At 69.8% G+C, this 15,471-nt stretch carries 17 protein-coding genes; 11 read left to right on the top strand and 6 right to left on the bottom strand.

The annotated features are described in order from the left end of the window. Positions 1–60 precede the first annotated feature (60 nt). Positions 61–756 carry a CAP domain-containing protein gene (locus tag MUY22_RS11250; protein ID WP_247059388.1) on the top strand — a complete coding sequence of 232 codons (696 nt, stop codon included), beginning with the start codon at positions 61–63 and terminating at the stop codon, positions 754–756. A 1-nt stretch (position 757) separates the two neighbouring features. Here the strand turns inward: MUY22_RS11250 and MUY22_RS11245 are convergent, their stop codons facing one another. The 4 genes from MUY22_RS11245 to MUY22_RS11230 all read right to left on the bottom strand — a co-directional run bounded on the left by MUY22_RS11245 (position 758) and on the right by MUY22_RS11230 (position 5,888). Beyond that, positions 758–1,762, bottom strand: coding sequence for a cation diffusion facilitator family transporter (locus MUY22_RS11245; RefSeq protein WP_247059386.1), 1,005 nt, complete (start codon positions 1,760–1,762; stop codon positions 758–760). A gap of 17 nt (positions 1,763–1,779) precedes the next feature. Next, a complete protein-coding gene (locus MUY22_RS11240; RefSeq protein WP_247059384.1) occupies positions 1,780–2,364 on the bottom strand; it encodes a DUF742 domain-containing protein in 585 nt (194 codons plus the stop codon). Positions 2,365–2,582: 218 nt separating this feature from the next. Beyond that, on the bottom strand, positions 2,583–3,518 hold the full coding sequence (locus MUY22_RS11235; RefSeq protein ID WP_247059382.1) for a hypothetical protein: 936 nt from the start codon (positions 3,516–3,518) through the stop codon (positions 2,583–2,585). A gap of 90 nt (positions 3,519–3,608) precedes the next feature. Then, positions 3,609–5,888, bottom strand: coding sequence for a (Fe-S)-binding protein (locus MUY22_RS11230; RefSeq protein ID WP_247059380.1), 2,280 nt, complete (start codon positions 5,886–5,888; stop codon positions 3,609–3,611). A gap of 153 nt (positions 5,889–6,041) precedes the next feature. Between MUY22_RS11230 and MUY22_RS11225 the strand changes: the two genes are divergently transcribed. From MUY22_RS11225 to MUY22_RS11210, 4 genes are read left to right on the top strand one after another with little or no spacing between them, the layout of a single operon-like run. Then, positions 6,042–6,371: a multidrug efflux SMR transporter gene (locus MUY22_RS11225; RefSeq protein WP_247059377.1), complete on the top strand. Its 330-nt coding sequence runs from the start codon at positions 6,042–6,044 to the stop codon at positions 6,369–6,371. Next, complete coding sequence (locus tag MUY22_RS11220; protein ID WP_247059375.1) at positions 6,368–6,928, top strand: TetR/AcrR family transcriptional regulator; 561 nt, start codon at positions 6,368–6,370, stop codon at positions 6,926–6,928. The genes MUY22_RS11225 and MUY22_RS11220 overlap by 4 nt, the downstream gene beginning before the upstream one ends. 14 nt (positions 6,929–6,942) lie before the next feature. Next, entirely contained in the window at positions 6,943–7,389 is a 447-nt protein-coding gene (gene cynS / locus MUY22_RS11215) for a cyanase (RefSeq protein ID WP_247059373.1), read from the top strand. A gap of 28 nt (positions 7,390–7,417) precedes the next feature. Further along, entirely contained in the window at positions 7,418–7,852 is a 435-nt protein-coding gene (locus tag MUY22_RS11210; RefSeq protein ID WP_247059372.1) for a GNAT family N-acetyltransferase, read from the top strand. Here MUY22_RS11210 and MUY22_RS49740 read toward each other — a convergent pair. Beyond that, positions 7,830–8,012, bottom strand: coding sequence for a GNAT family N-acetyltransferase (locus MUY22_RS49740; RefSeq protein ID WP_371827667.1), 183 nt, complete (start codon positions 8,010–8,012; stop codon positions 7,830–7,832). The two genes, MUY22_RS11210 and MUY22_RS49740, sit on opposite strands and share 23 nt — an antisense overlap. 139 nt (positions 8,013–8,151) lie before the next feature. Further along, positions 8,152–8,685, bottom strand: a complete 534-nt coding sequence (locus tag MUY22_RS11205) for a YbhB/YbcL family Raf kinase inhibitor-like protein (RefSeq protein ID WP_247059371.1) — start codon at positions 8,683–8,685, stop codon at positions 8,152–8,154. A 175-nt stretch (positions 8,686–8,860) separates the two neighbouring features. Here MUY22_RS11205 and MUY22_RS11200 point away from each other — a divergent pair, with 175 nt between their 5' ends. From MUY22_RS11200 to dnaJ, 6 genes are all read left to right on the top strand, one after another. Continuing rightward, positions 8,861–9,631: a DUF4097 family beta strand repeat-containing protein gene (locus MUY22_RS11200; protein ID WP_247059369.1), complete on the top strand. Its 771-nt coding sequence runs from the start codon at positions 8,861–8,863 to the stop codon at positions 9,629–9,631. Positions 9,632–9,675: 44 nt separating this feature from the next. Continuing rightward, entirely contained in the window at positions 9,676–9,909 is a 234-nt protein-coding gene (locus MUY22_RS11195; protein ID WP_247059368.1) for a hypothetical protein, read from the top strand. 66 nt (positions 9,910–9,975) lie between these two features. Further along, complete coding sequence (locus MUY22_RS11190) at positions 9,976–11,418, top strand: alpha/beta hydrolase (protein WP_247059366.1); 1,443 nt, start codon at positions 9,976–9,978, stop codon at positions 11,416–11,418. 264 nt (positions 11,419–11,682) lie between these two features. Beyond that, on the top strand, positions 11,683–13,551 hold the full coding sequence (gene dnaK / locus MUY22_RS11185; RefSeq protein ID WP_247059364.1) for a molecular chaperone DnaK: 1,869 nt from the start codon (positions 11,683–11,685) through the stop codon (positions 13,549–13,551). Further along, entirely contained in the window at positions 13,548–14,252 is a 705-nt protein-coding gene (grpE, locus tag MUY22_RS11180; RefSeq protein WP_247059363.1) for a nucleotide exchange factor GrpE, read from the top strand. Before dnaK ends, grpE begins: the two co-directional genes overlap by 4 nt. Positions 14,253–14,288: 36 nt before the next feature. Then, positions 14,289–15,470, top strand: coding sequence for a molecular chaperone DnaJ (gene dnaJ / locus MUY22_RS11175; protein ID WP_247059361.1), 1,182 nt, complete (start codon positions 14,289–14,291; stop codon positions 15,468–15,470). Position 15,471: the final 1 nt, after the last annotated feature.

Raw genomic sequence — 15,471 nt, 5'->3', positions numbered from 1 at the left:
CGCTGTAATCGTTCCGTGATACGTTCCTGCGCCGTGTCCCCCATTGGTGAACGTGCTCGCGTGGTGATGGTGTCACTCAGTGTGCTGCTCGGCGTCTTTTCCGCCGCGACCGGCACCTGGATGGCCACCGCCGAAGGAAACACCTCCGAGGCGGCCGCCGCGGCTCTGGTGCTCCCGAACGAGCCCGGCGGGTCCGGTGGCACCAGCGGCACGGACCTGAACGGCCACGCCCAGAACCACGGGGGACAGCAGCAGCCGGCCCCGACGACCTCGGCCGCGGCGCCGACGACGTCCAGCGCGGCCCCGGCGCCGACCGAGACGTCCACAGCCCCGCCGCCGTCCACCTCCGAAGCTCCGCCGACCACGAAGCCCGCGGCCCGCGTCGCGCCGTCGGTCGCCGGCCAGGTCCTCGACCTGGTCAACGTCGAGCGCGGGAAGGCGGGCTGCAAGGCGCTGACCGAGGAATCGCACCTCACCAAGGCCGCGCAGGACTACAGCGACGACATGTCGGACCGGAACTTCTTCTCCCACACCAACCCCGAGGGCGTCACGTTCGACCAGCGCATCAAGACCGCCGGCTACTCGAAGCCGGGCGCGGAGAACATCGCGAAGGGCCAGACGTCAGCGGCGCAGGTCATGGACTCGTGGATGAACTCCGAGGGCCACCGCGCGAACATCCTGAACTGCTCGCTCACGAAGCTCGGCGTCGGCTTCACCAAGGCGGGCAACTACTGGGTCCAGGACTTCGGGTACTGAGCTAGGCCGGGTTGTTCCACCGCTCCGCGATGTCGCCGTACCGAGCGAGCACGGTCGCGCGCAGGTCGGGATCCGTTCGCGGCACCGGCTCGATGAACACCTCGGTGACGTCGTTGAACGACTCGGTCAGCTCGGCGGCGATCCGGACGCAGGCGCGTTCGAGGTCCGCGGCGCCGAGGGAATCGTCGAAGTCCACCCGGGTGCAGACGAGGACCTGGTCGGTGCCCATCAGCATGGTCTGCAGGTCCACGACGGCCTCGATCTCCGGCGCGGCCGACAGGTGGTCGCGGACGCCGCGGACGATCTCCGGGTTGGCCTGGCGGCCGATGAGCAGGCCGCGGTTGGTCCGCCCGAGCAGGTAGGCGACGCAGGCGAGCAGCAGGCCGATGATGATCGACGCGACGCCGTCCCAGACCTCCGAGCCGGTGAGCTGGTGCAGCCCGATGCCGGCGAAGGCGATCAGCAGGCCGACCAGCGCGGCGGAGTCCTCGAACAGCACGGTCTTCGGCGCCGGGTCGTCGATCAGGCGGAGGTACGCCCAGAACGACCGGTTCTCGGCCCGGGACTCCCGGCGGGTCTGGCGCACGGCCTGCACCCACGACGTGCCTTCGAGCAGGAACGCCACGGCCAGCACGATGTAGCTGAGGATCGACGTGCTCTGCGCTTCACCGTGCCCGAAGAGCGTCGAAACGCCTTCGTAGAGCGCGAACATCGAGCCCGACGCGAAGATCGACACCGCGGCGAGCAGCGACCAGAAGTAGCGCTCCTTGCCGTAGCCGAAGGGGTGCACGCGGTCGGCCGGGCGATCGGAACGTTTCAACGCCGTCAGCAGCAGGGCTTCGGTGAACGTGTCGGCCACCGAGTGCGCGGCCTCGGACAGCATCGCGCCCGAGCCGGTGATGATCCCCGCGACCAGTTTCATGATCGCGATCGCCAGGTTCACCCCACCGGCGAGCAGAACGGTCAGGGTGCTTTCGCCGCCGGAGTTGCCGGAATCCTCGCTCACCTTGGTGAGCGTAATGGTCAGAGCCGGCGCAGGCCGTGCAGCACGCGCTCCATGAGGGCGACCGCCGGCCGGCCGTCGACGCTCACGCGGGTGTCGTGGATGGTCACCAGGCCCTGGTCGGCCATGTCGTCGAGCAGCACCCGGGCGACACCGAGCGGGACGCTGAGCCGGGCCGCGACCTCGGCGACCGAGAGCGGGTGGTGGCACAGCGTCCGCACCGACCGGAACTCGCCGGACAGCCGGGCGCCGTTCCAGTGCGCGCCGGCCCGCGTCGAGACGAGGGCCTCGATGGCGAGGTGGCGTCGCGACTTCGTGCGGCCGCGGGTGAGGACGTACGGGCGCACGAGCGTCCGCGAGCCGGTGGCGTGGTCCTGGGGCGGGATGACGGGTTCGGCGAAGTCCTCGTCGAGCTCGACGTCGGGAACGGGTGGCGGCACCGGGGCCGGCTCGCGCACCACCGGGGCGGGCTGGTCGGCGGCCGGAAAACGGGCACCGACCCGGCCGACCGAGGCGGACGGTCCGGGCAGAGCGACGCGATCCTCGACGTCGTCCGGGAGCGTGTTGAGGGCGTGCCGCCCGGACGACGGGAACCGTGCGCCCACTCGTCCGGTGGTGGTCCGCCGGTCCTCGCCCATCCTTGCCGCCCCCTGATTTTCACGATCGTCAAAGGTGATCCCGGCGGCTGCGCCGACGTCGGGGAAAGGCCAGGATACGCCGGTTGTCCGGCGGACAGTCCAGGATTTGTCCTCGTCTCGCTCCGCCATTTCGGTGATTTTTGCGATCGCTATTGGGGTAATCGATTGCCTTGAGGAATTCCCAGCTAGTGGACCATGCGAACACTCACCTGGGTACGAACTCGGCGGGCGGTGACAACGAGTAGTGCCACGGACACGACAATCAGCGCGGACTGTTCGAATATCGCGGCGGGGCCGTGTTCGATCGCCGTTTTCAGCCCCAGCCAGCAATAAGTGAGCGTCGCTCCGGCGGCCAGCGGGAACGCGGGCGGCCGCAGCCGCACGACGGCGACCACGGTGGCCGCCTCGATCGCCAGCAGCAGCCCGGCGAGCAGCCACGGCAGGCTGTCCACCGACCGGAAGACCAGCTGGAACGCGGTGCTCGCGCTGAGGCCGAGCGCGAACGCGACCCACGGGCGCCCCGGCGTCGACGGCCACGCCGGCGCGCGGAACCGGAACGCGGCGACGACCAGCGCGACGACGACCAGCGCGGTCCCGGCGAGCTGCGCGGGGTGCGCGACGAAGGGCGCGAAGGCGTAGGTGATGGCGAAGGTCGCGACGGCGCCGACCAGCAGAGACACGCTCCACAGGCTCAGGCCCGCCTTCTTCAGCCACGGTTCGCGGCCGAAGAGCGCCTCGGCGATCGCGATCGGCGCGCCGATGCTCCACACGACGTGCAGCGTCAGCACGTAGAGCGTCCACGGGCCGCCGATGCCGAGCAGTGGCACGTGCCCGAACGACAGCAGGTCCAGGCCCAGGTAGTGCGGGTTGAACAGCGTCTGCGTCAGCAAGCCCTCTTCGAAGACGCCGAACGCCAGCGCGAGGGTGAGGATGGTGGGCCAGCCGCGTCCGGCGCGTCTCGCGGCTTCGCGGATGAGCAGCGCGGCCGCGCCGTAGAAGGCGACGTAGAGCGCGAACATGCCGAGCTGCCGGCCCAGCTCCGGCGGACCGGCGAGGTACTGGTCGGCGAGCAGGAACTCGGCCGTGAACGGGGCGAGCAGCACCAAGGTGAGTATTCGCATGCCCTCATCGTCGAGCGGCCGCGACGTCGGGACCTGGGCCGACGATCACGGCCCGGCCATGACATCCGTCGTGGCCGGGCCGTGTGCGCGTCAGGCTTCTTCGGACGTCTCCGCGAGCGACGGCGCCCCGAGGGCCACCGGCTTCGGCTCCGGCTTGCGCTTCACCGACTCCAGCAGCATCTGCGCGACGTCGACGATCTCGACCTTCTCGCTCGCGCTGCCGTCGGCCTGCCGGGCCGTGAGCCCGTCGTTCAGCATGACCTTGCAGAACGGGCAGCCCGTCGCGATCTTCGACGGCGCGGTGCCGAGCGCCTCGTCGACGCGTTCGACGTTGATCCGCTTGCCGATCTTCTCTTCCATCCACATCCGCGCGCCGCCGGCGCCGCAGCACATCGACTTGTCGCCGTGCCGCGGCATCTCGCGCAGCTGGGCGCCCGTCGCGCTGACCAGCTCGCGCGGCGCGTCGTAGACCTTGTTGTGGCGGCCGAGGTAACACGGGTCGTGGTAGGTGACGTCCTCGGCGACCGGCGCCACCGGCACCAGCTGCTTCTCCCGCACCAGGCGGTTCAGCAGCTGCGTGTGGTGCACGACGTCGAACTGGCCACCCAGCTCCGGGTACTCGTTGGCGAGGGTGTTGAAGCAGTGCGCGCAGGTCACGACGACCTTGCGCGTCTTGCGCTCCCGGCCCTCGAACACCGAGTTCAGGATCTCGACGTTCTGCTGCGCCAGCATCTGGAAGAGGAACTCGTTGCCCGCACGGCGGGCCGGGTCACCGGTGCAGGACTCCTCCGAGCCGAGCACCTTGTACTTGACGTCGGCCATGTGCAGCAGCTCGGCGACCGCCCGCGTCGTCTTCTTCGCGCGGTCCTCGAACGCGCCGGCGCAGCCGACCCAGAACAGGTACTCGGCGTCGCCCATGTCGCCGTCGAACACCGGGACCTCGAAGTCCAGGTCCTCGGTCCAGGCCAGCCGGTCCTTGGCGTTCTGGCCCCACGGGTTGCCCTTGTTCTCCAGGTTCTTGAACATGCCGTTCAGCTCGCTGGGGAACGACGACTCGATCATCACCTGGTAGCGGCGCATGTCGACGATGTGGTCGACGTGCTCGATGTCCACCGGGCACTGCTCGACGCAGGCGCCGCAGCTGGTGCAGGACCACAGGACGTCCGGGTCGATGACACCGCCGTCGTCGCCGATCAGGGCCTTCTGCGACTCGGCGATGGCGAGGACGTCGATGCCGGCGTACATGTTGTCCCCAGACCCCGCCCCGCCACCGCCCTCAACGGAGGCGCTTCGCGCCGCTGTGTTGGACACGAGACCCACCTCGTCACCGGCCATGTCGCGCTTGCCGCCGGCCAGCAGGTACGGCGCCTTCGCGTAGGCGTGGTCACGCAGCTGCGTGATGAGCAGCTTCGGCGACAGCGGCTTGCCGGTGTTCCACGCGGGGCACTGCTCCTGGCAGCGGCCGCACTCGGTGCAGGTGGAGAAGTCGAGCCAGCCCTTCCAGCTGAAGTCCTCGATCTTGCCGACGCCGAAGGTGTCCTCGTCCGGGTCGGCTTCCTCGAGGTCGAGGACCTTGCCGCCGCTCATCATCGGCTTGAGCGCGCCGAGGGCGACGCCGCCGTCTTGCTCACGCTTGAAGTAGATGTTGAAGAACGCGCTGAAGCGGTGCCACGCGATGCCCATGGTCATCGTGCGGGCGACGACGATCAGCCAGACCGTGGCGCTCATCAGCTTGACGAACGCGAAGACCGTGACCAGGTTCGGGCTGGCCGGCAGCAGCTCGCCGAGCGGGTTCGAGACGAAGGCGGCCCAGGTCGGCGTCTCGTGCGCGCCGAGCGCGGCCTTCGCGGCGCGCACGCCGATGATCCCGATGCCCTCGATGAGGACGACGGCCTCGATGAAGTAGGCCCACTTGAAGTTGGAGCCCTGGAAGCGCGACTGGCGGTCGGCGCGGCGCGGGTGGTTGCGCTGGCGGATCGCCATCAGCACCAGGATGCCCACGATCGTGCCGAGCCCGAGCAGCTCCATGAGCAGCTGGAACGGCGGGAAGTCGTCGAGGACCGGCCAGCCCCAGGTCGGCACGAACACCTCGCCGTAGGCCTCGAACAGGGCCAGCGAGCCGAGCAGGAAACCCCACATGACCAGCCAGTGGGCCGGCCCGACACTGCGCTTCCGGTTCATCCGGGTGTGCGCCGCGAACTCCTTGACCAGCGTCATGAGACGCGGCACGAAGGGCCCGTTGCGGGTCGCGTCGGGCTGGCCGAGGCGGATGACCCGCACGAAGCGGGCGATCGTCGCGGCGAACATGCCCCAGGCGACGAGGCCGAGCAGGACGGAGAGCCCGCCGAGCGTCAGTTGCAGAGCGCCCATCTTTCGGGTGCCTTTCGTCCGGATGGATCAGTGGTGGTGCCGGGAGACTAACCTTCCTTACTGATGAGTAACCCGTTGAGTGGGGCTAAGTCCCACCGATGTGGTGTACGTCGCTCTTTGTTTTGGGACGATCGTTCAGGTAGTTTTCACCCTATGGGTGCGTACCTTCTCCTCGCGCTGGCGATCGCCGCCGAGGTCTCCGCGACGGTCTCCCTGAAGCTCTCCGAGGGCTTCTCGAAACTCGGCCCGTCGATCATCGTGGTGCTCGGGTACGCCGTCGCGTTCGTCGCGCTGTCGTACGTCCTGAAGAAGGGGCTGCCGATCGGCGTCGCGTACGCGATCTGGGCCGCCGCCGGCGTCGCACTGGTCGCGCTCGTCGGCGTCGTCTTCCTTAAGGAACCGGTCAACGCCGCCATGATCGCCGGGCTGGCGCTGGTGATCGGCGGCGTGGTGCTGATCGAGATCGGGAGCGCGGCGTCGTGAAACTGCAGGTCGACGGCCGGAAGGTCCGCGGGGAGAAGCGGCGCGCGGAGATCATCGCGGCGACGCTGCGGGTGATCGAGCGGGACGGCGTCGCGGGCGTCACCCACCGCACGGTCGCGACGGAGGCCGGCGTCCCCACGACGTCCACGACGTACCACTTCTCGTCCCTGGACGACCTCCTGATCGCGACGCTCATCTCGTGCGCCCGCGACATGGCGACCGAGGTCTACTGGATGATCGACCGCGCCCGCTCGCGCGGCAGCCGCGGCGCCGAAGAGGTCGCTGGCCTGCTGGCGGAGGCGCTGGGACCGCGCCGCGGCCGCACGATGGCGGAGTACGAGCTGTACCTGCTCGCGGCCCGCAAGCCCGAGCTGCGCCCGGCCGCGCGGCGCTGGCTGGACGTCCTGACGTCGATGGTCCGCCACGACGACGAGGTGTCGTTCCGGGTCTTCCTGGCCGGCATCGACGGGCTGCTGATCCAGGGCTTGATCGACGACGAGCCGCCGTCCGCGGACGAGCTTCGCCCGGTTGTCGCCTACCTGCTGAAACCCAGGTGATCTAGCGTCGGCGCATGACGACGAAGCAAGAAGCCGCAGAGGCCGTTCTGGCCGCGAAGGTCCGGCTCGGCCTCAGCTGGGCCCAGCTCGCCGAAACCCTGGACGCGCCGCTCGCCTGGACGACGTCCGCGCTGCTCGGCCAGCACCCGGTGCCTGCCGAGATCGCCGCGAAGGCCGCGCAGGTCCTGGAGCTGGACGCCGGCGCCGAAGCCGCGTTGCGCCTGCAGCCGACGCGCGGCGCGCTCGACGACGTGGTGCCCACCGACCCGACGATCTACCGCTTCTACGAGGTCCTGCAGGTCTACGGGCCCACGATCAAGGAGCTCATCCACGAGCAGTTCGGCGACGGGATCATGAGCGCGATCAACTTCAAGCTCGACGTCTCGCGCCGGGAGGACCCGGGCGGCGAGCGCGTGGTCGTCACGATGGACGGCAAGTTCCTGAAATATCAGTGGGGCTGAGCCGCCGGTCTTGGGTAGCTTGCCGATCATGCGGACATTCGGCGACTACGAACTCGACGACGACCGGGCGCGGCTGGACCTCGAGGTGGTGTGGAAGTTCCTCTCCGCCGAGGCGTACTGGGGCCGCTGGCGCACCCGCGCGCAGATCGAGGCGGCCGTCGAAGGCTCGTGGCGAGTCGTCGGCGCCTACCGCGGCGGCGAGCTGGTCGGCTTCGCCCGCGCGTTCTCCGACGGCGTCTCGTCGGCGTACCTGGCCGACGTGTTCGTAGTGGACTCCGCGCGCGGAACCGGCGTCGGCAAGGAGATCGTCCGCGAGATGATCGACAACGGCCCGGGTGCGGGCTTCCGCTGGATGCTGCACACGGCCGACGCCCACGGGCTGTACCGGCAGTTCGGCTTCGGCGAGCACACGAAGGGCCGCTACCTGGAGCGCGAGGGCGTCAACGCGGAGTCGTTGCGCTGAACCAGATCGGGCCGGCGCCGGTGAATCCGTGCCGCCGGTAGAGCGCGGCGGCCGCGGTGTTGCCGTCGGCGACTCGCAGCGTCACGCACCGGGCTCCGGCCCAGTCGAGAACGGCGCGGACCAAGGCATTGGACCCGCCTCGACCGCGGCCCGCGAGCATGTTTTCACCGAGCACACGGAATATCCCGGCCTCAGCGTGGAGAACCGGTGCTCTCGATCGGGGTATCGCCATCGGTGGTGACATGACCGCAGTGTGTCACCGAGGTCCGACAATTTCGCGATACCCCGATCCAGCGCCGTCAGCCCTTGTTCTCGTAGACCGGCGTGAGCACCGCGCGGGCCAGGGTGTGGCCGAACATGTTGAAGCCCAGGAACGCCGGCGTCGAGTCCTCGCCGATCTCCAGCTTGTCGACGTCGAGCGCGTGCACCGCGAAGTAGTAGCGGTGCGGGCCGTGTCCGGGCGGGGGTGCCGCGCCGAGGTACTGCTTGACGCCGCCGTCGCCCTTGAGCGTCACCGCGCCGTCGGGCAGGCCGGAGCCGTCGCCCGCGCCCGAGGCCAGCTCCGTCACCGTCGCCGGGAGGTTGAACGCGGCCCAGTGCCAGAAGCCGCTGCCGGTGGGCGCGTCCGGGTCGTAGCAGGTCACGACGAAGCTCTTGGTCTCCGCCGGGAAGCCCTCCCACGCCAGGTGCGGCGAGCGGTCCTCGCCGCCGGCGCCGAAGATGCCGGACAAGTGGGGCGTCGCCAGCGTTTCGCCGTCGGCGACGTCGTTGCTGCGGAGGGTGAAGGACGGCACGTCGGGCAGGGATTCGTACGGGCCGGGTTGCTGCGGCATGGATCCTCCTGATCACGGAACTGGAGACGTCCGCCAGGTTAGGCCCCGGAGCGCGACCCCGCGTGTCAGGGACGGATCTCAGGGTTCTTCGGGGGGTTACCCCCATGTACTGGGTGGTGTCCCGGTCCTAACGTTTTCCGGGCAGAGGGAAACTTCACTGAGGGGACCAAAGACCATGGCGCGCCCGCTTCTGGCTCTGGGTGGCATCGCACTGATCGGCGTCGGCCTGGCGACCGCGTTCGGCTGGGGCTGGGGATCGGACTTCCGGAACGACAACACGCTTTCGCAGACGATTCGCAGTGTGAAGCTCGAAGGCGACTCGGGTGACGTGAAGATCCGCACCGGCACCGGGCCGTCGACCGTGCACCAGGAGATCAACTACCACTGGCGCGGCAACCCGGGCGACACCTTCTACCGTGTCGACGGCGACCAGCTCGTGCTCGGCGACTGCGGGAACAACTGCTCGGTCGACTTCGAGGTCGTCGTACCGGCCGGGGTGCCGGTCACCGGCAAGGTCGATTCGGGTGGGCTGGACATCGCCGGCGTGGCGAGCGTCGACGTCCAGGCCGACTCCGGGAGCGCCCGCGTCGAAGACGTCTCCGGCGCGGTGAAGCTCCACCTCAGCAGCGGGTCCATCGACCTGCACGACGTCGGCGCGGTGACGGTGCAGAGCGATTCCGGCAGCGTGACCGGCGACGACGTGCGCGGCCCGGTCGACGTCGGCGCCGACAGCGGCCGCGTCGAGTTCACTCTGGCGCAGGCGAACGACGTCAAGGTGCACGCCGACAGCGGCAGCATCGAGCTGACCGTGCCGGGCGGCCCGTACCGCGTCCAGGGCGACAGCGACAGCGGGCACCGCGAGATCGACGTCCCGACCGACGGGTCCGCCGCGCACACGCTCGACCTCAACACCGACAGCGGCAGCGTCACGGTCCGCGCGGCCTGACGCTTCTCTCACACTGACTTTTATTACGACACAAGGGAATTCCGATGGGCAAGATCGAACGGCGCGTGCTGGCGGCCGCGCTGCTGGGGGCCGTCGCGATGTTCGGCGTCGTGGGTTTCACGCGCGGCGAGAACGCCGAGACGCCGGCGCAGGGGGTGCCGGTCACGGTGGATTCCCACTATCGAGTGACTTCGTGGGACGGCACCGCGGCGGAAACCGTTGCGCTGCAAGAAACTCCGGATTTCTTCTTCTCTTCCTGGACCGGCCGCCGCTCCTGAATTGTCGGGGGCCGCTGTTAGGAAGGGGGCACGCCGAAAGCCGGCGTGCAGGGGAGGAACCAGATCATGGACATGCGCCGGGTCGTCGCGTTCGTCGCGGCGGTCGTGGTCCTGGCGGCGGTGCCGGCCGCCGCGGAGGCAGCCGTCCTGCCGTGGCACGCGTGTGCCACCCAGCAGGAACCGGCCGCCGAGTGCTCGGCGGTCGACGTGCCGATCGACCGCACGCAACCAGGTCTGGGCTCGGCGCGGCTCGCGCTGGCCCGGTTGCCGGCGCTCGATCCGGCCCACCGGATCGGCGCGCTGCTGGTGAACCCCGGCGGGCCGGGCGGCTCCGGTGTCGGGTTCGTGCAGTACGGCGGGCTGGCGTCGCCGGACCTCGCGCGGCTGCGTGAGCGGTACGACATCGTCGGCTTCGACCCGCGCGGCGACTGGTTCAGCACGCCGCGGATCACCTGTGACCCGGCGACGCTGTACGACCCGGCGCTGGACCGGTTCCCGGCGACCGGGCCGGGGTTCGCCGCGCTGGTGGCGCACAACCGCGCGGCGGGCGAGGACTGTCTGGCCCGCACCGGGCCGCTGCTGGCGAACGCCGACACGCAGAGCGCGGCCGAGGACATCGAGACGATCCGGGCCGCGCTCGGCGAAGCGAAGATCTCGTGGCTCGGCCTCTCCTACGGCACCGAGCTGGGCGCGGTCTACGCGTCGAAGCACCCGGACCGGGTGCGCACGATGGTGCTCGACGGCGCCGTCGACCACGCCCGGCCACTGCGCCGGGCGATCCTGGAGGAGGCCGCGGCCACCGAGGATGCGCTGGTCCGGTTCGCGGACTGGTGCCGCGGCTCGGCGGACTGCGCGCTGCACGGCCGGGACGTCCTGCGCTTCTACGACGACGTCGTGGCCCGGGCGGGCAGCGGTGCCGTCTGGTCGAGCGAACTGGGGCGGTCCGCGACGGCCGACGAGATCTCGGCGGGCGTCTACAACCACCTCTACATCCGCGAAGAGTGGCCCGCGCTGGGCCGGGCCCTGGCCGCGGCCGGCGGGGAGTTCCCCGACGCCAAGGGCCTGACCGAGCGGAACCAGTTCCTCTCCCCGATCTACGGGGCCTACCGGGCGATCGGCTGCCACGACTTCCCGTCGCCGTTCACCGGCCCGGCGGACATGGGGCTGATGGCCGGGTTGCTCCGCGCCGCGGCGCCGCACAGCTGGCGGTACTCCGAGTACTGGGACTTCACGAGCGGCTGCACCGGCTGGCCGGTCCCGGCGAAGAACCCGCCGCAGCCCCACCCGGTGCACGGCGCCCCGCCGATCCTGGTGGTCGGCGGCGCCCACGACCCGGCGACACCGCTGGCCTGGGCCCGCGGCCTGGCGGCGAGCATCGACGGCGCGGCCCTGCTGACCCGGACCGACGACGGCCACACAGGGCTGTTCAACTCCGCGTGCACCCGAGCGGTCGAGGTGGACTACCTGGTGAGCGGCCGCCCGCCGGCGCGCGGAACGGTCTGCCGGTGAGCAAGCTTCGCTCGGTCTCTTTCCCATCCCCGGTAGACCGCCTGGTGAGCGGCCTCACACCCCTTCGGGACCAGGTCTGTCGCCGACTCCGGGAACAAGAACCCCGGGCCGCTCGTTAGCCACCATGTAAGGTTGAGCGCAGTCGACTCAAGTCCGACTTGACGAGTCGCGTGAAGGCCCGATAGAACTTGCCAGTACCTCGCTCAAGGCGAGGACGAATTCGCAGGTCACGAACCATAGCAGGCATACACAGGAGGAAGCACCATGGCGCGAGCGGTCGGCATCGACCTCGGCACGACCAACTCGGTCGTCGCCGTCCTGGAGGGCGGCGAGCCGACGGTCATCGCCAACTCGGAAGGCTCCCGGACCACCCCGTCGATCGTCGCCTTCGCCAAGAACGGCGAAGTGCTGACCGGTCAGCCGGCGAAGAACCAGGCGGTCACGAACGTCGACCGGACCATCCGGTCCGTGAAGCGGCACGTCGGCACCGACTGGAAGACCGAGATCGACGGCAAGAACTACACGTCGCAGGAGATCAGCGCGCGAGTGCTGATGAAGCTCAAGCGCGACGCCGAGGCGTACCTGGGCGAGACGATCACCGACGCCGTGATCACCGTCCCCGCGTACTTCGAGGACGCGCAGCGGCAGGCCACCAAGGAAGCCGGCCAGATCGCCGGCCTGAACGTGCTCCGCATCGTCAATGAGCCGACCGCCGCCGCGCTGGCGTACGGCCTGGACAAGGGCGAGAAGGAACAGACCATCCTGGTCTTCGACCTCGGTGGCGGCACGTTCGACGTCTCGCTGCTGGAGATCGGCGAGGGCGTCGTCGAGGTCCGCGCGACCTCCGGTGACAACCACCTCGGTGGCGACGACTGGGACGAGCGCATCGTCAAGTGGCTGGTCGACAAGTTCAAGGCCGCGAACGGCATCGACCTCACCAAGGACAAGATGGCGCTGCAGCGCATCCGTGAGGCGTCCGAGAAGGCGAAGATCGAGCTGTCCAGCTCGAACTCGGCCGGCATCAACCTGCCCTACATCACGGTCGACGCCGACAAGAACCCGCTGTTCCTCGACGAGCAGCTTTCCCGCGCCGAGTTCCAGAAGATCACCTCGGACCTGCTCGAGCGCACCCGCAACCCGTTCAACAACGTGATCCGCGACGCCGGCATCGCCGTCGGCGACATCGACCACGTCGTGCTCGTGGGTGGTTCCACCCGCATGCCGGCCGTGTCGGACCTGGTCAAGGAGCTGACCGGCGGCCGCGAGCCGAACAAGGGCGTGAACCCGGACGAGGTCGTCGCGGTCGGTGCGGCGCTGCAGGCCGGTGTGCTCAAGGGTGAGGTCAAGGACGTCCTGCTGCTGGACGTGACTCCGCTGTCGCTGGGCATCGAGACCAAGGGTGGCGTGTTCACCAAGCTCATCGAGCGCAACACCACGATCCCGACCAAGCGCTCGGAGATCTTCTCCACCGCGGACGACAACCAGCCGTCGGTGCAGATCCAGGTGTTCCAGGGTGAGCGCGAGATCGCGGCGCACAACAAGAAGCTCGGCATGTTCGAGCTGACCGGTCTCCCGCCGGCCCCGCGTGGCGTGCCGCAGATCGAGGTCACCTTCGACATCGACGCCAACGGCATCGTGCACGTCCTGGCGAAGGACCTGGGCACGAACAAGGAGCAGTCGATGACGATCACCGGTGGCTCCGCGCTGCCGAAGGACGACATCGAGCGGATGGTCAAGGACGCCGAGGCGCACGCCGAGGAGGACAAGACCCGTCGCGAAGAGGCCGAGACCCGCAACCAGGCGGAGACGCTGGTCTACCAGACCGAGAAGTTCCTCAAGGACAACGACGACAAGCTGCCCGAGGACCTCAAGGGCAAGGTCAAGTCCGCGATCGACGAGTCGAACGAAGCCCTGAAGGGCACCGACTCGGCGAAGATCCGCGAGTCGATCGAGAAGCTGAACACCGCTTCGCAGGAGCTGGGCACCGCCCTGTACGCCAACGCGAACGCCGACGCCGCGGCCGGTGCGGCCGGAGCTTCGGGTGCGGCCGGTGACACCGGTGCGGCCGGTGCTCAGGACAAGGCCGACGACGTGGTGGACGCCGAGATCGTCGAAGAGGACGAGAAGAAGTGACCCACAGCTACGACGAATCCGAGAACCAGGGCCGCGGCCCGGAGGAGCCGGTGGTCGTGCGTGATCGACGTCGCGTGGACCCGCAGACCGGGCAGGTTCGCCCGCCCGGTCCGGCCCACGCGGCGCCGGAGCCCGAGGCGCCCGTGGAGCACGCGGGCCCCTCGCTCGGCGAGTCCATCATGGACGATTCGGTGGCCGTGGTCTCCGACGTCGAGAAGGAGCTTTCCGAGCGCACCGCCGACCTCCAGCGCCTGCAGGCCGAGTACGCCAACTACCGCAAGCGCGTCGAGCGTGACCGCGAGGCGGTCGTGATCGGCGCGAAGGCGACGGTGGTCAACGATCTGCTGCCGCTGCTCGACGACCTCGAGCGGGCCGACCAGCACGGTGACCTCACCGGGGCGTTCAAGGCCGTCGGCGACAAGCTGATCAGCGGTCTGCAGCGCGCGGGGCTCGAGTCGTTCGGCACCGAGGGCGAGGCCTTCGACCCGAGCGTGCACGAGGCCGTGCAGCACAACACCTCGCCGGACGTGGCGGGCCCGACGGTCACCGTGGTCATGCGCCGCGGCTACCGCTTCGGCGACCGCGTGCTGCGGGCGGCGCTGGTCGGCGTGACCGACCACGAGCCCGGCGCGGCCCCGGTGGACCCGCCGGTCGGTGGCGAGCTGCCGCTCGACGGCGGACTCGATGAGCAGCAGCAGTAAGCAGTATCCGGTTCCAGCGGAAGGAGGAGGCGCCCGATGAGTGCTCGGGAATGGATCGGTAAGGACTTCTACCGGGAACTGGGCGTCTCCTCCGACGCCACGGCGGACGAGATCAAGAAGGCCTACCGCAAGCTGGCCAAGGAGAACCACCCGGACGCGAACGCCGGCAACGCGCAGGCGGAGCAGAAGTTCAAGTCGGTCTCCGAGGCCTACGGCGTGCTCTCCGACGCCAGCAAGCGCAAGGAGTACGACGAGGCGCGGCGCCTGTTCGGCGGCTCGGGTGGCGGTGGGTTCAACTTCCCCACCGGCGGCGGTTCCGGCGGCTTCGACATGGGCGACATCTTCGGCCAGGCCGGCGCGGGTGCGGGCCAGCAGGGCGGGATGGGCGGGCTCGGCGACATCCTCGGCGGGCTGTTCGGCCGCGGCCGGTCGTCGGCCGGCGCGACGGCGAACCGGCCGCAGCGCGGTGCCGACGTCGAGACGGACGTCCGGATCGACTTCGCCGAAGCGGTCAAGGGCGCGACCCTGCCGCTGCGGCTGTCGAGCCCGGCGACCTGTTCGACGTGCGGTGGCAACGGCGCGAAGCCGGGCACGTCGCCGCGGACCTGTCCGACCTGCAGTGGGTCGGGGCTGGTCAGCCGGAGCCAGGGCGCGTTCGCGTTCTCGGAGCCGTGCCGCGACTGCCGCGGCCGCGGGCAGATCATCGACGACCCGTGCCCCGAGTGCGGCGGCGAAGGCATCAGCACGCGGACCCGCACGCTGACCGTCCGGATCCCGCCGGGCGTCGACGACGACCAGCGCATCCGGCTGGCCGGCCAGGGCGAGCCGGGCCGGGGTGGCGCGCAGGCGGGCGATCTGTACGTCCGGGTGCACGTGGCTCCGCACGCGTTGTTCGGGCGCAAGGCGCTCGACCTGACGATCGCGGTGCCGGTGGACTTCACCGAGCTCACGCTCGGCACCACGATCACGGTGCCGACCCTCGAGGGCAAGGTCTCGCTCAAGGTGCCCCCGGGCACGGCGAGCGGGCGGGTGCTGCGCGTGCGCGGCAAGGGCATCGCGAAGCGCGACGGATCGCAAGGTGACCTGCTCGTCACCCTGCAAGCGGCGATTCCCGCCAAACTGGACGACAAGGCGCGCGAGGCTCTGCAGTCGTACGCCGAGGCGATGGCCGGGCACGACCCCCGGCCGGAGATCACTGAGCTGCTCGAAGGCAGGTGAG

Source organism: Amycolatopsis sp. WQ 127309 (genome assembly GCF_023023025.1).
Taxonomy (GTDB): domain Bacteria; phylum Actinomycetota; class Actinomycetes; order Mycobacteriales; family Pseudonocardiaceae; genus Amycolatopsis.
The sequence above is the reverse complement of the archived record's forward strand: the minus strand, read 5'-3'. Positions and strand labels throughout refer to the sequence as shown.